This is a genomic window from Streptomyces sp. NPDC038280 (genome assembly GCF_055600045.1).
This window is the reverse complement of sequence record NZ_JBVJYZ010000012.1, coordinates 148,229-169,793: the sequence shown is the minus strand read 5'-3', so window position 1 is coordinate 169,793 and position 21,565 is coordinate 148,229. Positions and strand designations below refer to the sequence as shown.

Sequence of the window (21,565 nt, the reverse complement as noted above, 5' to 3'; positions counted from 1 at the left end):
CCGTTCCACACCGGCAACCTCTACAGCGGGGCTCCGAGGAGTACGACGACTGGAGCGAGCAGCTCCTGGTGTGGGAGGACGTCGAAGCGAAGGTGGGCGACTACCTCGTGGAGGTCGGCCTAGACGAGCCCGGCGAGGCGATGACGTCCGATGTGGTGACGTCCGATGCGGTGACATTCCGGCGGCAGCTGGAGGACAAGCTCACCGCATCGGACGCAGGAGCCGATGCCGGGTACCCGGACAACGAGGGCCTGGTCATCGACCCCGGGACCGGAATCCCCTCCCTCAAGGCCCACCGCTCCGCGGGAGCAGCGGGCCTCGGCGAAGGCGCTGGAGCAGAAGATCAAGGCGAGGATGCCGGAGCGCTCTCTGATTCGGGATCACCTCCCGTACGGCGTACGCCAGCTCCAGGAAGAGGGCCACGGCATCGACCCCGAGAACCTTGCCCACATCTCGCCGTAGCTCACCGAGCACAGCCGCCGCTTCGCCGAGTACTCCACCCACGAAATCGGCATTCCAGCCGAGGCATACGACCCGCACCTTGACGACGATTTCAGCCCGCTCCACGGCGACAGTCCGCCCGCCTCGGACGGCTGTGGGCAGGGCAGCATGACACCGAGCGAACGTCGCGCCACCGCTGGGGCAGATTGGACTCCGTTGTGCTTGTGAGCGGTACTGGCGCCTCGAGGCGTGCTCAGCAGTCAAACACCAACCAGCAGATGCCGTTCCGCAACCGCTGGTCGTCAAGAACAAGCTCGCGTATCGCCTCCGGGAGCTGGTCACGCTGCCACTGGCACTCGAGTCGCCCTGCGGCCTCACTCTCGCCTTCCGGCGCGGCAGCACGTGCGGCCTTGATCGCATAGGCGGCCGCACCGAGCTCGTGCGCGGCGACGTGTGCGACAGCCCCGGCCTGGCCGGCAGCATACGCGGCATGCCGTGCTGCCCCACGCAGGTCTCTGGCCGCACCCATTGCATGGCCGCCCGACGCGCGCGCCTGGGTCATCTTGACCTCGCCGCGCACCCAGGCGCGGGCATGCTCGATCGCCTGACGCGGCCGTGGGTCCTCCGGCTGAGCCGACTCGAAGAGGTCAAGGACGTGCTCCGCGCAAGATGCCGCCCAAAGAGCGAGGAGGTGGTGATCCGCATCAGTGAGGGTCCCACCCCGGCGGATCGTCACGAAACGAGGGTCCCGGACCTTCGGGAGGATCATGGTTGGCACTCCTTTGCTTGTGTCCGCCCAACACCCAAGGGCGCGCGCCAGGCACGCCACAAGTAAAGCCTGCAAACCCGATGGTTGGCTCTGGGGTGACGACAGACAGGCTCCGTTCCTCCGCGCGGAAGGGGCCCCCATGGCGGACCTGGTCGACAGGCGGGTCTCGACCGACCAGCAGTCGACCGCCCGGCAGACCCTCGTATCGGCGCTGGGCTGCGCGAAGCCGTCGCACCTCACCTCACGTCGTGCACATCCCCTGCTCTGGTCCCTGGACACGCAGATGAACGTTCCAGAGTTCGTTGCTTGCCTGGCCGACGGAATCTGCCGGGCGCCGTCATCAAGGAGGGCCGGCGCCCGCCCTCGATGACGGCATCCTGCCGAACGCCGCTCAGCGTCAGCTGCCGGCCTGACGGCCCGGCCTCATGTCAGGTGCCGGCCGAAGAACCGGTCCCCGTCCTCCACCTCGAACCACGGGGTGCCGACGTGCCCGCCCAGATTGGCGTGCAGCGTCTTCTCCTTGCTGCCGAAGGCGTCGAACAGGTCCAAGGCCCGCTGCCGGGGGTTCCCTTCGTCGTCCCACTGCAGCAGGAACAGCAGCGGAATGGTGACCTGCCGGGCCTCCTCGCGCTGGGCGCGGGGCACGTAACCCCCGGCGAAGAGACCGGCGGCCGCGATGCGCGGCTCGACCACCGCCAGCCGAATGCCGACGGCGGCCCACCCCGAGTACCCGACCGGGCCGCCGATCTCGGGCAGTGAAAGGAGGGCGTCCAGGGTGGCCCGCCATTCCGGGACCGCCTTGTCGACCAGCGGGCCGACGAAGGACTCGAAGATCTCATCGACCGGCTCGCCGGCCTGCGTCGCCCGGCGGAGGTCGGCGCGGGCCTGCTCGTCGGCGGCGGAACGGGGCCGGTCACCGCACCCGGGCGCGTCGATGGCGGCCACCGCGTAGCCGGACGCCGCGGAGTGCCGGGCCCGGGCCACCAGCCGGGATGCCCCCTTGGGCAGGCCGTTGTTGTGGGCCATCAGGATCAGCGGAGCCGGTGCGGATCCGGGCGTCCACAGGGTGCCGGGGATCTCGCCGAGGGTGAATTCGCGTTCGAGGACGCCGTCGTCGAGGCGCTTTTCAGAAGTGAATTGCATGGTCGTGCCTTTCGGGAGTGCTCAGAGCGGCGCTCCCGGACGACCTATCGCCCGACCGTGACCCCGGAGGGGAGCACCCATGTCGATACTGCGTTCACGGGTACCACCTCCTCGTTCTCTCGCACGGCGTCCGGAAAGGTAGCAGTGGTCGCCGTGGTCCGCCAAACGGGTTTTGCTACCGCATCCCCGGCCGCCGAAACCACCCACCATCAGAGCCTGCATGCCTGGACCCTCCTCAACGAGCACGGCCCGGGCCCCAACCCTGGAGAGCGGCTGACCGCCCGGGTCGACGGCCGTACCACCGGAAACCACCAGGCCCGGGGGCATGCCACCATCCAGCACGTGTTCCCGGGAGGCCATATCGCTCAGGTCGAGATGAGCATCGACTCCTCATCACCGACGGCCCAGCCGTCACCGCGACCCTCCTCCGCGGTGAGCAGCGCCGGCACGGCCAAGGTTGGGCAAGAGCCTCGACCAGCCGCTGCTGCAGCCGGCTACGTCACCCTTGGCGCGAAGGGGGCGGACCGTCAGGCATCAGTGCGCACAAGCCTGTAGGCGGCCCCGCCCAGTGTCAGCACCGTCCAACACAGGAGTACGGTGGCACCGGTCGCAGGCGACAGGGCGGGAGCAGCCGGCGCCAGCGCGTACATCGACTCGCCGGCGTTGCTGGGCAGGTACGGGCCGACGTCCTGCTCCCAGGAGGCCGGCAGCAGCGCGACCAGCCCCGGAACCAGGAGCAGCACGGCGACCAGCACCGCGATACCGCCCGAGGGCGAGCGCAGCAGAGCGCCCAGGGCGATACCGATGACGCTGACCATGGCGAGGTAGAGTCCCGCCCCCAACAGGCTGCGCACCACTCCCGCGCTCGACAACGACAGCGCCAGGGGCGTGCTGGAGAGGAATCCGCCGCCGATCACGAACGCGGCGAATGCGCCGACACTGCCCACGACCAAGGCGGCCAGGCCGCAGACCGCCGCTTTGGACCACAGGACCGGAAGTCGGCGCGGGACCGCGGCCAGCGTCGAACGGATCATGCCCGTGGAGTACTCCCCGGCGGTGACGAGGACACCCAGCACACCCAGCACCAGCTGGCCGAAGTTGATCCCGAACAGGGAAAGGCTGACGGCGGTGGCGCCTGCGAGGCGCCCCGCGGCCGGTTGGCCCCCATCGCTCAGGGCCGCGTAACGGGCCGAGGCGATCAGCCCGAACGCCAGCACGAAGATGAGCGCCAAGCCAAGGGTGATCCAGGTGGACCGCAGGGACCAGAACTTGGACCACTCCGAGCGCAGGACCCGCAGGGTCGTCACCCTGTAGGTCGCGCGCGTACGTCGCTCGGGAGCCTTCGCGGAGGTGGGTGTACGGGTGATGCCGCTCATGCTGCGCTCCCGGTCCTCTCGGTGGCCTCCGGTTCGACGACGGCGCTCTGGGACAGGGGGACGCTGGTGTGGTACTCGACGGCCCCGCTGGTGATATCCATGAACGCCTCCTCCAGGGAGACGTTCGTGGGGGTGAGTTCGAACAGGGCGATCTCGGCCTCGGCGGCCTTGATCCCGATCGTGCGCGCCGGCACGCCCGTGACCCGCAGCTCCTCGGAGCCGGCGCCGCCGGTGATCTCGACGCCTGGACCGGCGAGAAGTTCACCCAGTCGGGCGGGGTCGGAGCTCGCGACCTTCACGGTCTCGCCACCTGCCTGGCGCAGCAGGTCGCGCACAGTGGTGTCAGCGAGCAGCCGGCCTCGTCCGATGATGACGAGGTGATCGGCGACGAGCGAGATCTCGCTCATCAGATGCGACGAGACGAAGACGGTGCGGCCCTCGGCGGCCAGACCAGTGAGCAGATTACGGATCCACAGCACGCCCTCGGGGTCCAGACCGTTGACGGGTTCGTCCAGGACGACCGTGGCCGGGTCGCCGAGAAGCGCGGCGGCGATGCCGAGCCGCTGGCCCATGCCCAGCGAGAACGCGCCCGCCTTCTTCTTCGCCACCGACGACAAGCCCGTCAGCTCGATGAGCTCCTCCACCCGGCGGCGCGGGATGCCGTGGGTGTATGCCTGAGCCATCAGATGCCGGAAGGCTGAGCGGCCGGGATGGATCGATTTCGCCTCAAGCAGCGCACCGACCTCCTGCAGCGGAGCGGGGTGCTGTGCGTACCGGCGGCCGTTGACTCTGACCGTGCCGCCGTCCGGGGCGTCCAGGCCCAGGATCATCCGCATGGTCGTGGACTTGCCCGCGCCGTTGGGGCCGAGGAAGCCGGTGACCGCACCCGGCTTGACGGTGAAGTCCAGGCGGTCGACTGCCGACTTCCGGCCGTACCGTTTGGTCAGCTGCTGCGCTTCGATCATCGAGTCTTCCCTCGGTTCTGACCGCGCGGGCCCTCCCCGGCCGGCGCAGGGGTCCTCCGCGGTCCTGCGGCCGGGGAAGTCCCGGCGGGACTTCCCCGTGAGGTTCCGTTCCGCCGGCTCCGCGGTTTCGCGCCCTTGCTCCCCGCCCCGGCGCGCGGTGCCGACCGGTCGGGTGTGGTCGTCAGCGCCGGTCGAGTACCGATGCGACGGCCTCCCGCAACGCAGCTTCCGGATCCGCCGACGGTCCTTCGGACCGCCACGCGACAAACCCGTCGGGGCGCACGAGCACCGCACCGTCTGCGGTGACGCCGTGGACCTCTGCCCAGTCCATGTCGGTCTCGGGGGTCAGCTCCGCGTCCGCTTCGCTGCCGATCCGGTACGAGTCGAGGGGCACGGACAGCCGTTCCGCCACGGCAGACGCGGCGGCGTGCCATCCCCCGGCGCCGCCCGCGGAGCTCAGGATCACCAGTGACCGCTCATACAGGTCGAGCGTGGAGATCCGGCTGCCGGAGCGGACCAGCCACATGTGGGGCGCCCGGCTCCCGGGCTCGCCCGTCAACCGCACACCGTCGGGCACGACCGGCATGGCCGGGTCGGTGCCAAGGACGGCGCCGTGCGGATAGCGGTAGGCCAGCGCCACGTTGAGGATTCCGCCCTTGTTGCCACCGGGCCGGCCGGCGCTGGGGCCGGGCGTGTATCCGGGGTGGCTGTGCTCCACCGAACGGGCCGAGGCGCGGGCGCTCGTCACCTCCGCCACGGGCCGGCGCTCCTCGTCGTAGGACTTCAGCAGCCCGGGCCCTGCCCAGCCTCCCAGTACCGCGGCCAGCTTCCAGGCGAGATTGTGCGCGTCCTGGATACCGGTGTTGGATCCGAACGCCCCGGTGGGGGACATCTCGTGGGCCGAGTCGCCGGCGAGGAACACCCGGCCGGCCGCGTAGCGTTCGGCTACCCGCTCGGCGGCGTGCCAGGCGGCTCTGCCGGTGATCTCCACATCGAGATCCGGCACTCCGGTGGCCCGCCTGATGTGCTCCGCGCACCGCTCGTCGGTGAACTCCTCGATCGTCTCGCCGTGTTCTGGGTGCCAGGGCGCGTGGAAGACCCACCGTTCCTGGTTGTCGACCGGCAGCAGCGCCCCGTCGGCGTCCGGACTGGTCAGGTAGCACACGATGAAGCGCCGGTCGCCGACAACGCCGGCGAGGCGCCGGGAGGTGAAGGTGATGCTCACGTTGTGGAACAGGTCGCCCGGTCCGCTCTGTCCGATGCCGAGCGCCTCGCGGACAGGGCTGCGCGGACCGTCCGCCGCGACGAGGTAGTCCGCGCGAATCGTGGTGTGCTCACCTGTGTCCCGGTTCTTGACGCGTGCCGTCACCCCTTGCGGGTCCTGCTCGAACGACATCAACTCCGTGGAAAACCGCAGGTCTCCGCCCAGCGCCCGTGCGCTATCCAACAGCACCGGCTCCAGGTCGTTCTGGCTGCACATGCACCATCCGCTGGGGCTGAAGCGCGCGAGCCCACCGCCGGGATCGATCTCCTTGAACAGCCACTCGCCGGCCTCGCCGACGAGGCTGGGCGTCTGCAGGATGCCGTGGTTGTCCGCCAGGACGGCAGCGGCCTCTTCGACCAGCCGCTCGACTCCGGCCACCCGGAACAACTCCATCGTGCGCACGTTGTTTCCGCGCCCGCGTGGATGGACCGAAGTGCCCGCGTGGCGTTCGACCAGCATGTGCCGCACGCCGAGACGCCCCAGGAACAAAGAGGTGGCCAGGCCCACCAGAGAGCCGCCGACGACAAGTACCGGCGTGTGGTGATCGATCTCGTCGGCCTGTTCCGGTCGGGTCATTGATTTCCTCCAGAGCCTCTGCGACGCGAGTGAGCGAGCGGATGCAGGTTCCATGCCCCTTGAGAGCTGGTTCGCGCGCCCGGACACCCGGATGGCGCAGTTCACTCGTCCGCCCCGATGGGCTCGCGGTCACCGGGCCTCGCGTCAACGATCGGCTCATGGCGACCGACTCCCTGAGTTTCGGACACGGCGGTCGTCCCTGGTTCCACGAAGAAAAGGAAGGGTGTACCGGATGACCAACGCGGGACGCGTATCGCAGTCGGCGTTCGACGGCTCCAGGCTTCGGGTGATCCTGCTGCTCGATCTCTACGAAGGGACCCAGCAGCAATTCCTCGACGCGTACCAACTCATGTGCAAGCAGGTCGCGTCGGTCCCGGGCCACATCAGCGACCAGCTCTGCCAGTCGATCGAAAACCCGTCCCAGTGGCTCATCACCAGCGAGTGGGAGAGCGCCCCACCCTTCCTGGCATGGGTCAACAGCGAGGAGCACGTCGAGACCGTCAAGCCGATGCACAGCTGCGTCCGGGACACCCGGTCGATGCGCTACAGCATCCTCCGGGAGACCAGCCCCCATCAGCCGCTCACGCCGGAGACGGCAAGAACCGCCGTACAGGTGCAGCCCCGCGTGGGCGACGGTGTGGCACGCCATGCCCTCACCTTCACCGTCAAGCCCGGCTCCGAGTCGAAGGTCGCCGAGATCCTGGGTGGATACGACTCGCCCGAGGCCCAGGTCGACGACAACACGCGGCTGCGCCGCACGTCGCTCTTCATGCACGGCAATCGCGTCGTGCGCGCCGTTGAAGTGCAGGGTGACCTCCTCGCGGCACTGCGTCACGTCGCGCGTCAGCCCCAGGTGCGGGCGGTCGAGGAGGCCATCAACCCCTACCTGGAACAGGACCGGGACCTGACCGACCCCGACTCGGCGCGGGTCTTCTTCACCCGGGCCGCACTCCCGGCCGTGCACCATGTGGTCTCCGGCCAGCAGGAACCCGCCGAGCTGCGGCGTCACGCGCTGTACTACCCGGCCAAGGAAGGCCGCGGAATGGAGCTGGCCCGGCTGCTGGCGGATCAGGACAAGGCCGCGGCGGACGACCCGGACAGCCCGGTGCACTCCAGCACCGTCTTCCAGCGCGACGACGTCGTGGTGCGGCTCATCGACATCGCCGGCGAGCTCGACGCGGACCCCGCTGCTTCCCTCGGCATCAAGGGCTCCAAGCAGGCCACAGCGCTGGAGCGCCTGCTCGACGGTGGCGCAATCGGTGTCGAGGGCTCTCTGGAGATGGAACGCAACGTCAACCGCCTCCTTTCGCACTCCGACATGCTCCCCATCACCGATCGCACCGCACCGAATTCCTGACGGACGCCAGCGTCCCGCGTAGGCGGCCGTTTCACGCCGCCGTCACTTCGTACGGGAGGTACCTACCATGATCAACCAACGCCCACGCATCGTGGACCTGAGCGAGACGGAACCGAACCGCAGACGAGGAGGCGACCTGCGGGCCATGCTCACGCCCGCCACAGTGGGCTCCACCAGCGGCTTCATGGGGCTGGCGATCGTCCAGCCCGGCGAGCGCATCGGGGAGCACTACCACCCGTACTCCGAGGAGTTCGTGTTCGTCGTCAGCGGCGCGCTCGAGGTGGACCTGGACGGTGAAACGCACGCGCTGCGGGCCGAACAGGGCCTCCTGATCCCGATGCACGTGCGGCACCGCTTCCGCAACGTCGGCGATGTGGAGGCCCGCATGGTCTTCCACCTCGGCCCCCTTGCGCCGCGCCCGAGCCTCGGGCACGTCGACACGGAGGAGAGCGACCGCGCCGAGGCCGCCGGGCTGCATCTGACCGGGCCGGACCACGGACAGGCGTCCGAGCGAAGCGGGGCCATAAAGTGACCCGGCGGGTGGCCGTCACCGGTATCGGCGTGGTCGCCCCGGGAGGCATCGGGGTGCCGGCGTTCTGGGATCTCCTCGTCAACGGCCGTACCGCGACGCGTGGCATCACGCTGTTCGATCCGGCGGGGCTGCGCTCGCGGATCGCCGCCGAATGCGACTTCGATCCGCTCGCGCACGGCCTCGGTCCGGAGCTGAGCGACCGCGCCGACCGGTACATCCAGTTCGCCGTGGTCGCCGCCGGGGAGGCCGTACGCGACTCCGGGCTCGATACCAGCAGCGAGGATCCCTGGCGCATGGGAGTCTCCCTGGGCAGCGCCGTCGGCGGCACCACCCGCCTGGAGCACGACTACGTGCTGGTCAGCGAAGGAGGGCAGCGGTGGGATGTGGACCATCGGGCGGCCGACCCGCACCTGCACATGGCGTTCTCGCCCAGCACCCTCGCCTCGGTCGTCGCCGAGCAGTTCGGAGCCCACGGCCCCGTGCAGACGGTCTCCACCGGCTGCACTTCCGGCCTCGACGCGGTCGGCTATGCCTTCCATGCCATCGAAGACGGCCGGATGGACGTCTGCATCGCCGGCGCGTCGGACTCGCCGATCTCGCCGATCACCATGGCGTGCTTCGACGCCATCAAGGCGACGTCGCCCAACAACGACGACCCTGAGCATGCCTCCCGGCCCTTCGACGCCCATCGCAACGGCTTCGTCATGGGCGAGGGCGCGGCGGTGCTCGTCCTGGAGGAGTACGAGCACGCCCGTGCCCGCGGCGCACACGTGTACTGCGAGATCAGCGGCTACGCCACCTACGGCAACGCCTACCACATGACCGGCTTGACCAGCGAGGGGCTGGAAATGGCCAAAGCGATCGACGCCGCCCTCGGCCAGGCCCGTCTCTCCCCCACGCTCATCGACTACGTCAACGCCCACGGATCGGGCACCAAACAGAACGACCGGCACGAAACCGCCGCCGTGAAACGGTCCCTGGGTGCCCACGCCTACGACACGCCCATGAGCTCCATCAAGTCCATGGTGGGGCATTCGCTCGGCGCGATCGGCGCGATCGAGGTCGTCGCCTGTGTCCTTGCCCTGAAGCACCAGGCAGTGCCACCGACGGCGAACTACGAGACCCCCGACCCCGAGTGCGACCTGGATTACGTGCCACGCACCGCACGCCCACGGAGGCTGAGAAACGTGCTCTCCGTCGGCAGCGGATTCGGCGGCTTCCAGTCGGCGGTGCTTCTGAGCGGGCCCAGCGGGAGGACACCATGAGTGATCAGCGCCCCCGGCGCGCGGCCGTCACGGGTATCGGTGTGGTCGCGCCCAACGGATTGCGGACGGACGCGTACTGGAAGTCGGTCAGCGAAGGCGTCGGCGTTCTGGACCGGATCACTCGCGAGGGGTGCGGCCAAGGGCCCCTCCGCGTCGCGGGCGAAGTCCGGGGCTTCGACGCTTCGGTCCTCATTGAGGAGCGTTTCCTGGTCCAGACCGACCGCTTCAGCCACTTCGCTCTGGCGGCGGCCGCCCTCGCCCTCGATGACGCGGCGCTCGTGAGCGGTGACCCGGCCGAACCGTACTCGATCGGTGTGGTCACCGCCGCCGGCTCCGGAGGCGGCGAATTCGGACAGCGGGAACTTCAGAAGTTGTGGGGGCAGGGGTCCCGATTCGTCGGCCCCTACCAGTCCATCGCCTGGTTCTACGCCGCCAGCACCGGCCAGATCTCCATCAGGAACGGGTTCAAGGGGCCGTGCGCAGTGGTCGCGAGCGACGAGGCCGGCGGCCTGGACGCCGTCGCGCACGCCGCCCGGACCGTAAGACGAGGAACGGGCGCGGTCGTCGTCGGCGCGACGGAGGCCCCGCTCGCCCCCTACTCGATGGTCTGCCAGCTCGGATACCCGGAGCTCAGCACGGTCGACGACCCCGACCGCGCCTACCGCCCCTTCACGACCGGAGCCTGCGGTTTCGTGCCCGCGGAGGGCGGCGCCATGTTCGTCGTGGAGGACGAGAACCGGGCCCGCGATCGCGGAGCGGCCATCCGGGCGACCGTGGCCGGCCACGCCGCCACGTTCACCGGCGCCTCTCGCTGGGACCGGTCCCGGGAGGGACTCGCCCACGCGATCCGCGGCGCCCTCGACGAGGCCGGTTGCGCCCCACAGGAGATCGACGTCGTGTTCGCCGATGCCCTGGGCGTACCGGAGGCGGACCGCGCCGAAGCCCTGGCCATCGCCGACGCCCTGGGGTCGCACGGCACCCGCGTGCCCGTTACGGCACCCAAGACCGCAATAGGAAGGGCCTACTGCGGAGCGGCCGCGCTGGACATCGCGGCCGCGGTACTCGCCATGGAGCACGCCCAGATACCCCCCACGCCCAACGTGTTCGACGTGTGCCATGACCTCGATCTGGTGATGTCTCGTGCTCGAACCGCTGAGCTGCACACGGCCCTGGTCCTCAGCCGAGGACTCATGGGTGCCAACGCGGCGCTGGTACTGCGCCGCGGCGCCGACTCCGCCCGGTAGGACCGGGCGGGAAGGAGAACACACACATGAGCACTGAATTGACCGTCGGTGAACTGGCCACGCTGATGAAGAGCGCCGCGGGCGTCACCGTCGACTCGCAGGAGCTGGAGCGTTTGTCGGAGTCCCCCTTCGACTCCTTCGGCGTCGACTCGCTCGGCCTTCTCGGCATCGTCGGCGAGCTGGAGAACCGGCACGGCCAGCCGCTTCCCACCGACGCGGAGCGCTGCAAGACGCCCCGCGAGTTCCTCGACCTCGTCAACAGCACCCTCAAGGCTGGAGCCTGAAGTGGCAGGGCACACGGAGAACGGCATCACCATCGACGCACCTCTCGAGCTGGTCTGGGACATGACCAACGACATCGAGAACTGGCCGCAGCTCTTCAGCGAGTACGCGTCCGTCGAAGTGCTCTCCCGCGACGGCGACGCGACGACCTTCCGCCTGACCATGCACCCGGACGAGTCCGGCAAAGTCTGGAGCTGGGTCTCGGAACGCGTCCTGGACCGCGAGAGGCGGACCGTCCGGGCGCGCCGCGTCGAGACGGGCCCCTTCGCGCACATGAACATCCGGTGGGACTACAAGGAGACCCCGGACGGCACCTACATGCACTGGGTACAGGACTTCGCGATGAAGCCCGACGCTCCGGTCGACGACGCCTGGATGACGGACAACATCAACCGCAATTCCGGCACACAGCTGGCTCTCATCCGAAACCGGATCGAGCAGGTGGCCCGCGAGCGTCGGACCGCACCCGTCACGCCCGGCTGACGCACAGGCTCAGGAAGGACAGTTGATGCACCACGCACTGATCGTCGCCCGTATGGCGCCAGGTTCCGCGCCGGCGATCGCCGACGTGTTCGCAAGCTCCGACCGGGGAGAACTCCCGCACCTGGTCGGCATCAGCCGGCGAAGCCTCTTCCAGTTCGGCGACGTGTACCTGCACTTCATGGAAGCCGACCAGGACCCCGCACCCGCCATCGCGCAGGTGGCCGGACACCCCGAGTTCCGCAGCGTCAGCGAGAAGCTGTCGGCGTACGTCAGCGCGTACGACCCGCGGACATGGCGCAGCCCCAAGGACGCCATGGCGCAGTGCTTCTACCGCTGGGACCGCGACGCCGGCTCCTGAGTGAGAGCTGAAAACCCGAGGCCGCCGGCTCCGCGACTGTCGCGGAGCCGGCGGCCTCGGGTTTCGTCCCGGTCAGCCCGGGATGGTGCACTCGAAGGCGTGGAGATACGCGTTGACCGGGCGAATCTCGTCGATGACCAGACTCGCCTTCGTCAGCCGTTCGACCATGCTCTGCCGGGTGTGCTTCGCGCCACCGACATTGAGGAGCAGCAGCAGGTCCATCCCCGTCGTGAACTTCATCGACGGCGTGTCGTCCACGAGGTTCTCGATGACGATGACCCGGGCACCGGGCCGCGCCGCCTTCACGATGTTCGCCAGCGCCCTGCTGGTGCTGTCGTCGTCCCACTCCAGGATGTTCTTGACGATGTACACATCAGCCTGGACCGGGATCTCCACGCGGCAGTCCCCCGCCACGATTCGCACCCGCGAGGCAAGTGCGCCTCCGTCCCGCAGGCGCGGGTCAGCATTACCCACCACCCCTGGCAGGTCGAGCAGCACGCCGTTCATCTGAGGATGCTTTTCCAGCAGACTGACCAGCACCTGTCCCTGGCCGCCGCCGATGTCCGCGACCGAGGAAACACCCCGCAGGTCCAGAAGGTCCGCGACGTCCTGCGCCGACTGTCTGCTGGATGTCGTCATGGCCCGGTTGAACACCTGCGCCGACTCGGGGGCTTCCTGGTTCAGATAGTCGAAGAACTCCCTCTCGTGCACGTCCTCGAAGACGTTCCGCCCGGAGCGCACCGCCTCGTCGAGCTTCGGCCAGACATTCCACGTCCACGGCTCGGTGCACCACAAAGCGATGTACCGCAGGCTGTGAGGATCGTCCTCGCGCAGGAGCCGGGACATCTCCGTGTGCGCGAATGTGCCGTCGGGGTGCTCCCTGAAGACGCCCTGGCAACACAGGGCGCGCAGCAACCGCCGTAGTGTCTGGGGCTGGGTCTTCACCGCCGCCGCCAGGTCCTCCACGCTCATGGGCGTGTCGCTCAATGCGTCGGCCACACCAAGTCGCGCGGCCGCGCGTACGGCGGCGGCGCAGGCCGCCCCGAAAACGAGCTCCCTCAGCCGCATGGGCGGCGGGGGAGCCGGATCAACAGCTGTCATGTGCGGCCTCGTCCTTCCTGAGGTGCTGTGCTGGTGGGCTGAGCATGTGAGTGACGGTCAGCACAGTCCGGCGGGTTCGGAGACCGTGCAGGTGTTGCCGTGGAACGTGTTTCCCTTGCCGGTGTCCCGATTGGCCAGATCGGCCGTGCCGTTGTTCACCAGCACGTTGTCGCGGATCTCGTTGCGCTGATTGAGAGCGCCCACGAAGCTCTTGAACAGCACGATGCCGCCCGACAGCGGGGATTTGCCCACGTTGCCCTCCACTCGGTTCTCCGTCACGAGCGTGTCCTCGGTGCCGGTGAGGACGATCCCGGAGCCCTGCAGGAAGGGAAGGCGGGGGGTCTTCGGGCAGTACTTGTTGTTGGCGTGGATGTGGTTGCGACGCACACTCAGGGCCCCGGCGCGCGGCGTGGACTCGTCACCGACCACGAACATCGCGGCGCAGTTGCCGGTTGCTTCGTTGTCTTGGATGCTCAGGTTTCTCAGACGCCTCACTGTGATGCCGATCCGGTTGCCGACGATACGGTTGTGACTGATCACCGTCCCGGCGGTGTCCCGGGCCCCCTCCTCGGTGTCGATGGTGTTGGAGGTGAAGAGCCCTGCGTCGGCATTGTTTGCGGCGGTGTTGTGATGGAACACGCTGCGAACAGACCTCTCTTGGGCGATGCCCCACCGGCCATTCTTCTCGGAGGTCACCCGCTCCACCGTCAGCCGATCGGTCCCCGACGCCCACAGACCGTCCTTGGGGAAGCCTCTGAGAGTCAGTGATCGCAGGGTGACACGCGTGACAGGACGACTCTTGGTCCCCGTCACACAGATGCCATTGCCGGCCTTGGCACACGTGTCTTTGCTGGCGGCGGCCTTGCCAGGGGTGATCACCGTCCCTCGATCGCTCGAGCCCCGCAGGGTGAGGTCCGATGTGGTGATCCGGATGCTCTCGTGGTAGGTGCCCGGGGAAAGGACAATGGTGTCCCCCGGCTTCGCCGCGTCCACGGCCTTCTGGATCGATTCACCCGGACTCACCCGGTGCGTCGTCGGGACATCGGCCATCACAGCAACACCGAGCCCCGACGCCACGACAGCCGCAGTACACGCGAGGTTGGCCATCTGTCGTTTCGTCATAGCTCGAAGCTATGAGTGGGTGATCCCACCCGCCACCTCTGATCACCCAGGCGTGCAGCCCCGGCAGACCTCCGCCTCCCCGGTGCGCTCAGCTGGTGAGGGTCCCCATACGCGCGCCTGCATCTGCACCGGCCCCTACATTTCTGAACGTATTCACATCCCTTCCGTCCCGCACCCCTCCCCGTGCGGGACGGGCCTCTGTGGTCGGGGGCCACGGCGGACGCCGTCACCGTCAGGTGGTCGACCGGATCCTCCGCTGATCGCTTCGATCGGGTATCGCGGTCACCCCGGTAGTATTGCGGGGGCCGCAGCGGCGGCCCGCAGCTCGGAGACCGGTGGCGCATCGACGTGGGGGTGGCCCACGTGGCCGCGCGATGCGATGGCGACCTGGACGAGGAACGGCACGCGGAGAAGTTCGGCCGTCTGCCGGCCGCCAGGCTCCGCGCGTACGTGGGGGAGCGCGGCGCACCGCCCGCGGACGGAATGGTCGGCCGTATCCAGGCGTCACTGGAAGGGTGATCGTGCGCGAGAGCGTCAACTACTACATATCGGCAACGGTGTTGGGGATCACCCTGCTGGCTAAGTTTCCGGCGTTGCTGAGGGGGTGGCGCAGCCCCATGGTCCGGATGGTGAACGCCGCCCTCCTGATGTCCTGGGCGACTTTCTTCCTGTCGGCTCCCCCCACGATCACACGCGTCAACCAGGCCACCGGCATCAGCAACCTCGCGGCCCTGCTCCTGCACTGCAGCTTCTGTGGCTACTCCTGCGCCTGCCTCGTGTTGGTGGAGTACTGGCGAGGAGACTCGCACGGGCAGGCGCGCACGCTGCGACGTGTGCGCGCCTGGATCCTCGGCTACAGCCTGGTGGTCCTGTCCATGGTCGTTTGCTTCGCCCTGGGTGAGACACCGGTCGAGCGGCCCTCGGACTTCGACACGTACTACGCCACCACCCCCTTCATCCGGGAGACGCTCGTCCTCTACCTCCTCGCCTTCGTCGTGGCCGGCTTCGTCACCATGAAGGCGTGCTGGAGGTGGAGCGTCGACATCGGGGGTTCCGGCGGGAACGCCGGTATGTCCACAGGCGGCGGCTCGCTGCGGGTCGGGCTGCTCCTGCTTGCTGTCGTCTCGCTATGTGCCGTCGTGGGCGGGGCGTTCAGGCTCACGGCGATCCTCGCACGCTGGACCGGTCACGACTGGGACCGGCTCAACGAGGGCGTGACGCGGGCCACGTCCCTCATCGGTATGGTGATCAGCTTCGGTTTCCTCGTACCGGCCTTCGGTCCCCGGCTCACCGAGCAATTCTGGCGCCCGCTGCTGACGGTCCTCGCCCTGCGTCCCCTGTGGCGCATCGTGCGCCACCCGGTCACTGGGGCAGGCAACAAGCTGCTCCTGACCACGCCGTGGTACGCAACTCCCGGGCAGCGGTTGGTGTCGCAGATCACCAGCATCCACGACTGGATACTGAAGCTGCGCGCCTACTGCAGCGACGAACTGCGCGCGGCGGCCTACCTGCGGGCCAAGGAGAACGGAGAGCCGGAGCGCGAGGCCGTGGCCATAGGCCTCGCCGTCATGCTCCGGGCCGCGGCGGACGACCGCGCGTGCAAGGCGCCCGCTGGTGAGGAACAGAGCGCCAGGGCTGCCCTGGCGCTCCGCTCGGCCGAGGCCACGTACCCCGACCTCCTCGTACACATCTCCCGCGCGCTGCCCCTCGCACCCGAACCACGCGGCCCGGGCACGGTGCCGGACATGCTCTGCCCCGACCGCCCCCCACCGCCCGCGGCCGCTTCGGCGTGAGAGGGCGGGCGCGGGTCACATCAGCCGCCGGGATGATGGCGCGGCTGAAGTTCGCGTTGCCGTCACCGAGCCACACCCCGAGGCTTCCGGTGGAGTCGCGGGCGTCGAGTGCGCTCCTGCCGTCGCCGGTGAAGACTCCTGCTGCCGCCTGGGTGTAGTTTCAGCCGTCGCTGAGCTGGGGCAGGCCGGGATTTTCGACATCCAGAGCGTCGCCCAGGCCGAGCGGGACACGCGGCGGGACGTAATGGCCCAGGCCGAGACGCTGGAGGGCGCCGAGCGCCTCGCCTCCCACTCCGTCACGGCGATCACCAGCGAGCAGGCCGACCTGTTTCGATTGGTGGCAGGCCCATGTGCGTCGGCGCCGACTGCACGGGCCCGGTACGCCTGCGGCTCAGGGGCCCTGTGCCGCGCGGCCGCCCTGCCCGTCGAAGAAACGGGGCGAGCCGCGCCGGCTCCCGGCTCCTCACGGGAGGCTTGGCACATGCCCAGACACCGTGGGATTCGGTGACGTGGCAATGGCCGCAGCCTGGTTCGTGGCGGTATCGAAGTGCTTCACCAGCATCAGAGCCCTCCACAGTGCCCAGCCACGGGCCACCACCCGCCCTGTTCTGCCGACGGTGAAGACCGGTCCGACAGGACTCGACGATCACTACAGTCCAGTCTCATGACGACGGTTACCACGCGAACGGTCGAGTACCCGGCCGACGGCCTCACGATGATCGGGCACCTCGCGCTCCCGGCCGGTGTCGACCGCCGGCCCGCGGTCCTGATCGGGCCCGAGGGGCCGGGGCTGAACGACTTCCAGCGCCGCCGGGCCGACGCCCTCGCTGAGCAGGGATACGTGGCGCTGGCTTTCGACATCAACGGCGGGCGCTGGTTCACCGACCCCGAGGAGATGCTGGCGCGCGTGACCCCGCTACTCGCCGACCCCGACCGGATGCGGGGCATCGGCCACGCGGCGCTCGACGTGTTGCGCGCCGAACCGCGGACCGACCCCGACCGGATCGCCGCCGTCGGCTACGGCACCGGGGGTGCGATCGTGCTGGAACTCGGGCGCGACGGCGTCAACCTGCGCGCGATCGGGACAGTCAACGCACTGACCACGGGGCGACCGGGAGAGGCGGCGCGCATTCGCTGCCCGGTGTGGGCCGGGGTCGGGTCGGAAGACCCGATCATGCCGCCCGCGCAACGGGAGGCGTTCACCGCCGAGATGCAAGCCGCGGGCGTCGACTGGCGCCTCACGGTCTACGGCGGCGCCTTGCACGCCTTCCACCACCCGCCGGTCGACCAGACCGTGCTCCCCGGCGTCGGCTACCACCCACGGCACGCGCAGCGGGCCTGGCGCGACGTCGTCGACCTGCTCGCCGAGTGCCTGCCCGTAGCGGAGTCGGCCAGAGCGTCGGGACTGCCGTCGTCATGACACGACAGTGGCTGGACGTTCGTCCCGCTGCGCCGGCTGAGGCTCCCCGCTCGCCTTCAAGTCCCGCCTTGAGGACTGCACCACGGCGACGAGGAGCTGTGGCGTGCGCGACTGGACATGCCCGGGCTCACAACATCATCGCTATCCTGCGCAGCCAGGTGGCCGGTATGGCCGGTCAGCTTCCGGGCTTGTGTCCTCCAGAGGGCGGTGGCCGGAACTCGGTGAGCAGGAGAGCGATGTCGTCGGCTCGGTATGAGGAGCCGCGGGCGTTGTGCAGAAGCCGGTCGGCGAGTTCGTCCAGTGAGTCCGCACGGGCGTGGGCCAGGGAGGCTCGTAGACGCTCGATCCTCGCGCCGATGTCGGTGCCGGGTTCCTCGACCAGTCCGTCGGTGTAGAGGGCGAGGACGGATCCCGACGGGAGGGTGATCCGGGTTTCGGGGTAGGCGCTCGTACGCTCTACGCCAAGGAGAGGGCCGACGTCCAGGTCGAGGACGTCGGTCGTCCCGTCGGGGCGGCGGAGCAGAGGTGGGGGGTGGCCGGCGGTGACGCCGTAGGCGTGGTCGCCGTGGGGGGCGATGTGGATACAGCAGCAGCTGGCGAGCAGCCCGGGGTCGAGGTCGATGAGGGTTCGGTTGACGCCTGTCATCACATCGCCGGGCGCGTGACCTACGGCCGCGAAGGCCCGCACCGCACTGCGCAATTGGGCCATGGTGGCTGCGGCGGCGATGCTGTGCCCCTCCACGTCTCCGATGACGAGACAGACCCCGCGGTCGGTGGGGATGATGTCGTACCAGTCGCCGCCGATGTCCATTCCGCCGGTGCCGGGCAGATAGCGTACGACGCTGCGGATGCCCGGGACCACTGGCAGCCGGTGCGGCAGGAGCGCCTGCTGCAGGCCTCGCGCGAGGGCGAACTCCGAGTCGTAGAGCCGCGCTCGTTCCAGTGCCTGGGCGATCAGTCCGGCGAGCGCGGTCAGAACGCCGCGGTCCCTCTCCGTGAACTGATGGACCTCGTCGAAGCCGAGTACGCAGGTGCCGACCGGGCGGCTGGAGGCGATCAGCGGAAGATACGCCCACGAGCTCACCCCGCCGGGGGGAATGCCTGGGTAACCGCGGGAAAGGTCCTTCTGCGACTCGATGAAGAGCGGAGCGCCGGACGTCAGGGTCTCCGTGCCGGGCAGACGGGCGTGCAGCGGTACGCCCTCCAGCCAGTCCAGGAAGTCTTCGTGGTGGCCGGTGTGAAAGAGCAGGTGCATCGTTCCGTCGCGGACCACATAGATCGCCAGCTGCTGACCTCCGAAGGCCGGCAGGAGCTGGTCGGAGACGGCTTCACAGACGTCGTGGGCGGTCACCGCCTCGGTCAGCGCGCTCCCCAGCTGCAGGACGTGGTACATGACCCCCAGGCGCGCCGGCGCGGTGGCGGGCGCCGCAGCTGCCGAGGAGGCAGAAGGCATCGATTCCGGGGGCGGCCGACCGACGGCTACGACCCGGCCGGTCACTCCGTCCGCCTGCGGATGAAGGGAGAAGGAGAGCCATCGGTCGGGCGGGCGGCAGACGAGGAAGGAGGCCGGCGCCTGCGAGATCATCGCGGACCGGTGCCGGTGCTCGACGTCGGGATCGGACAGCCACGGCAGCACATCCCAGAGGAAGTGACCCACCAACTCGTCGCCGGTCGTGCCCAGCAGTCGCAGGGCACTGTGGTTGGCGTAGGTGATCCGTCCGTCGGGGGCGAGGGAGACGATGCCGTCCCGCAGCCGCTCGACCGCTGCGACGGCCATGTGCCCGGCCCGGGAGTCGACGACCGCGCCGAGCATGTGAATACCTGCCCCCGTGTCGTCGGCGTCGGGCACGCGGCCCCACAACTCGACCGTTCGGTACACCTCGCCGCGGTGCCCTTGATCCAGCAGCCGCAGGCGCCTACTGGTGGTCCTGCCGTTCATGGCCGCGTCCCGGGCGCAGGCTCGGAAGGAAGCAAGATCGCCGGGGTGAAGGCGGTTGGCAAGCGTTTCGGCTCTTCCGTCGAAGGCACGAGGGTCGAGACCGAAGATCGCGCAGAGCTCGTCGTCCGCGATGAAGGTGCCGGTGGTGAGGTCCCACTGGAACAAGCCGACCCGCACGGCAGCTCCCGAGGGAGCCGGGATCTCGACGGGGGCCGTTCCCGGGTCGCATTCCACAGGATCGCCGGTACGGGCGCGGAGTGCGGCCAGGGAGTCGCCAAGCCGGTTGGCGACGCTGCGCAGGTGGCGGCGCTGGGCCTTGGTCAGCCCTTGGCTGCCTGGGGACGTCGCCCAGACGATCGCCAGAGAGCCGAAGGTCTCCTCGCCTGTGCCCACGGGCACGGAGCAGGAGCCGAAGGCGTACGGCAGGGCCACGGCGAGCTGGGGATGACGGCGCATCGTCTCTTCCGCGTTGGCCAGGTGAACCGTGCGCCCGGTGCTGTACGCCGTCGCGACCGGGATGGGACTCGTCACCGAGATGAGGCGCCAGCCACCGAGCAGGGAGGGGGTAACGCCGCAGGTCGCGGCGAGCACGATCGACCGGCGGTCGCGGGAGCGCAGAAAGGCACTTGCCGCGTAAGCGCTGGTACTTTCGACGGCTTCGACGACGGCTGCAGCAAGCAGATCCTCACGCTCCGCCGTCGCGCCGGCGGTCATCCCCTGCATGCTTCCAGTGTGCGCAGTTCAGCACAGGTCAGCTCGGCGGCAACCCAGAGTGATGGACTGGTTGCCAGTCGCAGGCTCTGCCCCTGGGTTCCATCGGGGAAGTCCCCGTGCCTTGGAAAGTGCTCCGGCGCACCGGCCGGTCCGAGGTCGGGTGGGGGTGTCGGCTTCACTGTGATCGACGACGTTCAGCAGGTCGACGGTGCTGGTGTGGTTCGTCGAGGGGGTGGACGCGACCGGGCAGGGACCAGGCGCCCGGGCGCACGGTTGCGGCGTCGGCCGGAACGGTGGCGTGAAAGGTGTACGGGGCGGGGGCGGCGAACAGGCGCGCGGCGACGAAGGCAGCGGCACCCGAGGCGGCACCTCGCGCGGGGCACGCGGCGGCCGGTAGGGCGGCGTTCGCCGTCCCCTGCGACCGGTACCGACGGCGAAGGCAATCGAGATCCTCCCACGGTGCACGAGATGCTGAAGCCCAAGAAGAAGTCCGCGGCCAAGAGACGCCGGCGAAGCAGACGGCCGGCAAGAAGACCACGTCGAAGAAGACGCCGGCACGCGAGCACCGCTCGGCCCAGGCGCTCGGCAGACAGGGCGTCCACGCGATCAGTGTCAGGCGGGCCGACGCTCTACCAATCCCTGCAGCGTCGCTCCAGATGGCCCCCGGATGTACCCCGACTACGCGCCGCTGTCACCTGACCGCCCGATCTGGCAAGACAGCCGTTCGTTTCCTCGGGCACGGTGAACTTCCCGGCGGGAGAGGTGGTCATCGGTCCCGCCTCACCTATGGGAGCACCATGCGCGGTTACTTTCTGCGTGCCGTCAGCAAGATCTGTCTGCTCACGGCCCTCCTCGGCCTGGCCCTTCCCACGGCTACCGCCACCGCCCAGAGTGTCCACCGGCGCACCGCAGCGCTGGCGCTCAGCGGCACCCTGTTCAACGGCCCGGAACCACCGCACCCGGTCCGGCCCGTCCGGATTCTCACGACCATCGCCAACGCCCAGGACGGGACCATCAACAGCATCGACGCCGAAGCCTTCGAACCTGCCGGCCCTGAGGTGTCCTCATCGCCTGGCCGAAGCCTCGGCTTGTCGATGCCGAGGCTGCCCCAGGGGGCGCACACGTCACACAGCTCGAGGTCGGGGAACTCCTCGAAGGTGATCTCCACGTGTGCGAGGTCGAGGTAGCCGAGCTGGGTCTTGAAAAAGCCGCAGTGTCCGCGGTGCAGCACGGGCTGGCCCTCCACCGCGCGGGCGGGTTGCTGCTTCCACAGATGCGTGGAGACCTCGATCGACAGCTCCCGCACCAAAGTGCGCAGCCGCTGCGCCTCAGCCCTCTGCTCGGCGGTGTAGCCAGGGCTGATCTCGCGGCCGCCGGTCAGCTCACCGATATGCGGGTGCACCGTGCTGGGCCGGCCCTTA

General features: G+C 69.2%; 19 protein-coding genes. 10 read left to right on the top strand and 9 right to left on the bottom strand.

Annotated elements, in window-relative coordinates; genetic code table 11:
- Nucleotides 1–694 precede the first annotated feature (694 nt).
- From ACZ7J0_RS23620 to ACZ7J0_RS23600, 5 genes are all read right to left on the bottom strand, one after another.
- The gene (locus ACZ7J0_RS23620) at nt 695–1,210 is read right to left on the bottom strand and encodes a putative immunity protein (RefSeq protein ID WP_470890391.1); all 516 of its coding nucleotides are present in this window, start codon (nt 1,208–1,210) and stop codon (nt 695–697) included.
- Nucleotides 1,211–1,633: 423 nt separating this feature from the next.
- Nucleotides 1,634–2,353 (bottom strand): dienelactone hydrolase family protein, encoded by a 720-nt coding sequence (locus ACZ7J0_RS23615; RefSeq protein ID WP_470890389.1) that lies wholly within the window; start codon nt 2,351–2,353, stop codon nt 1,634–1,636.
- A 527-nt stretch (nt 2,354–2,880) separates the two neighbouring features.
- Nucleotides 2,881–3,729, bottom strand: coding sequence for an ABC transporter permease (locus ACZ7J0_RS23610; protein ID WP_470890387.1), 849 nt, complete (start codon nt 3,727–3,729; stop codon nt 2,881–2,883).
- A complete protein-coding gene (locus ACZ7J0_RS23605; RefSeq protein ID WP_470890385.1) occupies nt 3,726–4,694 on the bottom strand; it encodes an ABC transporter ATP-binding protein in 969 nt (322 codons plus the stop codon). Before ACZ7J0_RS23605 ends, ACZ7J0_RS23610 begins: the two co-directional genes overlap by 4 nt.
- Nucleotides 4,695–4,875: 181 nt before the next feature.
- Complete coding sequence (locus ACZ7J0_RS23600; RefSeq protein WP_470890383.1) at nt 4,876–6,534, bottom strand: FAD-dependent oxidoreductase; 1,659 nt, start codon at nt 6,532–6,534, stop codon at nt 4,876–4,878.
- Nucleotides 6,535–6,766: 232 nt separating this feature from the next.
- Here ACZ7J0_RS23600 and ACZ7J0_RS23595 point away from each other — a divergent pair, with 232 nt between their 5' ends.
- From ACZ7J0_RS23595 to ACZ7J0_RS23565, 7 genes are all read left to right on the top strand, one after another.
- Nucleotides 6,767–7,891, top strand: a complete 1,125-nt coding sequence (locus tag ACZ7J0_RS23595; RefSeq protein ID WP_470890381.1) for a SchA/CurD-like domain-containing protein — start codon at nt 6,767–6,769, stop codon at nt 7,889–7,891.
- Nucleotides 7,892–7,958: 67 nt separating this feature from the next.
- Nucleotides 7,959–8,423, top strand: a complete 465-nt coding sequence (locus ACZ7J0_RS23590) for a cupin domain-containing protein (RefSeq protein ID WP_470890379.1) — start codon at nt 7,959–7,961, stop codon at nt 8,421–8,423.
- Nucleotides 8,420–9,688, top strand: coding sequence for a beta-ketoacyl-[acyl-carrier-protein] synthase family protein (locus ACZ7J0_RS23585; RefSeq protein ID WP_470890377.1), 1,269 nt, complete (start codon nt 8,420–8,422; stop codon nt 9,686–9,688). Before ACZ7J0_RS23590 ends, ACZ7J0_RS23585 begins: the two co-directional genes overlap by 4 nt.
- On the top strand, nt 9,685–10,932 hold the full coding sequence (locus tag ACZ7J0_RS23580) for a beta-ketoacyl synthase N-terminal-like domain-containing protein (RefSeq protein WP_470890375.1): 1,248 nt from the start codon (nt 9,685–9,687) through the stop codon (nt 10,930–10,932). The genes ACZ7J0_RS23585 and ACZ7J0_RS23580 overlap by 4 nt, the downstream gene beginning before the upstream one ends.
- Before the next feature lie 26 nt (nt 10,933–10,958).
- A complete protein-coding gene (locus tag ACZ7J0_RS23575) occupies nt 10,959–11,216 on the top strand; it encodes an acyl carrier protein (protein WP_470890373.1) in 258 nt (85 codons plus the stop codon).
- Nucleotide 11,217: 1 nt separating this feature from the next.
- Complete coding sequence (locus ACZ7J0_RS23570; RefSeq protein WP_470890371.1) at nt 11,218–11,697, top strand: SRPBCC family protein; 480 nt, start codon at nt 11,218–11,220, stop codon at nt 11,695–11,697.
- 25 nt (nt 11,698–11,722) lie between these two features.
- Entirely contained in the window at nt 11,723–12,055 is a 333-nt protein-coding gene (locus ACZ7J0_RS23565; RefSeq protein WP_470890370.1) for a TcmI family type II polyketide cyclase, read from the top strand.
- Nucleotides 12,056–12,127: 72 nt separating this feature from the next.
- On the opposite strand, the gene ACZ7J0_RS23560 is transcribed toward ACZ7J0_RS23565, so the two are convergent.
- Nucleotides 12,128–13,156, bottom strand: a complete 1,029-nt coding sequence (locus tag ACZ7J0_RS23560) for a methyltransferase (RefSeq protein ID WP_470890368.1) — start codon at nt 13,154–13,156, stop codon at nt 12,128–12,130.
- A 57-nt stretch (nt 13,157–13,213) separates the two neighbouring features.
- On the bottom strand, nt 13,214–14,278 hold the full coding sequence (locus ACZ7J0_RS23555; protein ID WP_470890366.1) for a right-handed parallel beta-helix repeat-containing protein: 1,065 nt from the start codon (nt 14,276–14,278) through the stop codon (nt 13,214–13,216).
- 363 nt (nt 14,279–14,641) lie between these two features.
- Between ACZ7J0_RS23555 and ACZ7J0_RS23550 the strand changes: the two genes are divergently transcribed.
- From ACZ7J0_RS23550 to ACZ7J0_RS23540, 3 genes are all read left to right on the top strand, one after another.
- Nucleotides 14,642–14,797, top strand: a complete 156-nt coding sequence (locus ACZ7J0_RS23550; RefSeq protein ID WP_470890364.1) for a hypothetical protein — start codon at nt 14,642–14,644, stop codon at nt 14,795–14,797.
- Between the two features lie 2 nt (nt 14,798–14,799).
- On the top strand, nt 14,800–16,071 hold the full coding sequence (locus tag ACZ7J0_RS23545; protein WP_470890363.1) for a DUF6545 domain-containing protein: 1,272 nt from the start codon (nt 14,800–14,802) through the stop codon (nt 16,069–16,071).
- A gap of 664 nt (nt 16,072–16,735) precedes the next feature.
- Complete coding sequence (locus tag ACZ7J0_RS23540; RefSeq protein WP_470890361.1) at nt 16,736–17,491, top strand: dienelactone hydrolase family protein; 756 nt, start codon at nt 16,736–16,738, stop codon at nt 17,489–17,491.
- 175 nt (nt 17,492–17,666) lie between these two features.
- Here the strand turns inward: ACZ7J0_RS23540 and ACZ7J0_RS23535 are convergent, their stop codons facing one another.
- Together ACZ7J0_RS23535 and ACZ7J0_RS23530 are read right to left on the bottom strand one after the other, a co-directional pair.
- Nucleotides 17,667–20,153, bottom strand: coding sequence for a SpoIIE family protein phosphatase (locus ACZ7J0_RS23535; RefSeq protein WP_470890359.1), 2,487 nt, complete (start codon nt 20,151–20,153; stop codon nt 17,667–17,669).
- Between the two features lie 796 nt (nt 20,154–20,949).
- Nucleotides 20,950–21,546: a hypothetical protein gene (locus tag ACZ7J0_RS23530; protein ID WP_470890357.1), complete on the bottom strand. Its 597-nt coding sequence runs from the start codon at nt 21,544–21,546 to the stop codon at nt 20,950–20,952.
- Nucleotides 21,547–21,565: the final 19 nt, after the last annotated feature.

Excerpts from the sequence above, each read along its gene's own strand:
- ACZ7J0_RS23605 (WP_470890385.1), bottom strand. The coding sequence starts at position 4,694 with ATGATCGAAGCGCAGCAGCTGACCAAACGGTACGGCCGGAAGTCGGCA.
- ACZ7J0_RS23565 (WP_470890370.1), top strand. The coding sequence starts at position 11,723 with ATGCACCACGCACTGATCGTCGCCCGTATGGCGCCAGGTTCCGCGCCG.
- ACZ7J0_RS23535 (WP_470890359.1), bottom strand. The coding sequence starts at position 20,153 with ATGCAGGGGATGACCGCCGGCGCGACGGCGGAGCGTGAGGATCTGCTT.
- ACZ7J0_RS23540 (WP_470890361.1), top strand. The coding sequence starts at position 16,736 with ATGACGACGGTTACCACGCGAACGGTCGAGTACCCGGCCGACGGCCTC.
- ACZ7J0_RS23590 (WP_470890379.1), top strand. The coding sequence starts at position 7,959 with ATGATCAACCAACGCCCACGCATCGTGGACCTGAGCGAGACGGAACCG.
- ACZ7J0_RS23600 (WP_470890383.1), bottom strand. The coding sequence starts at position 6,534 with ATGACCCGACCGGAACAGGCCGACGAGATCGATCACCACACGCCGGTA.
- ACZ7J0_RS23615 (WP_470890389.1), bottom strand. The coding sequence starts at position 2,353 with ATGCAATTCACTTCTGAAAAGCGCCTCGACGACGGCGTCCTCGAACGC.
- ACZ7J0_RS23595 (WP_470890381.1), top strand. The coding sequence starts at position 6,767 with ATGACCAACGCGGGACGCGTATCGCAGTCGGCGTTCGACGGCTCCAGG.
- ACZ7J0_RS23555 (WP_470890366.1), bottom strand. The coding sequence starts at position 14,278 with ATGACGAAACGACAGATGGCCAACCTCGCGTGTACTGCGGCTGTCGTG.
- ACZ7J0_RS23610 (WP_470890387.1), bottom strand. The coding sequence starts at position 3,729 with ATGAGCGGCATCACCCGTACACCCACCTCCGCGAAGGCTCCCGAGCGA.
- ACZ7J0_RS23560 (WP_470890368.1), bottom strand. The coding sequence starts at position 13,156 with ATGACAGCTGTTGATCCGGCTCCCCCGCCGCCCATGCGGCTGAGGGAG.
- ACZ7J0_RS23575 (WP_470890373.1), top strand. The coding sequence starts at position 10,959 with ATGAGCACTGAATTGACCGTCGGTGAACTGGCCACGCTGATGAAGAGC.
- ACZ7J0_RS23620 (WP_470890391.1), bottom strand. The coding sequence starts at position 1,210 with ATGATCCTCCCGAAGGTCCGGGACCCTCGTTTCGTGACGATCCGCCGG.
- ACZ7J0_RS23580 (WP_470890375.1), top strand. The coding sequence starts at position 9,685 with ATGAGTGATCAGCGCCCCCGGCGCGCGGCCGTCACGGGTATCGGTGTG.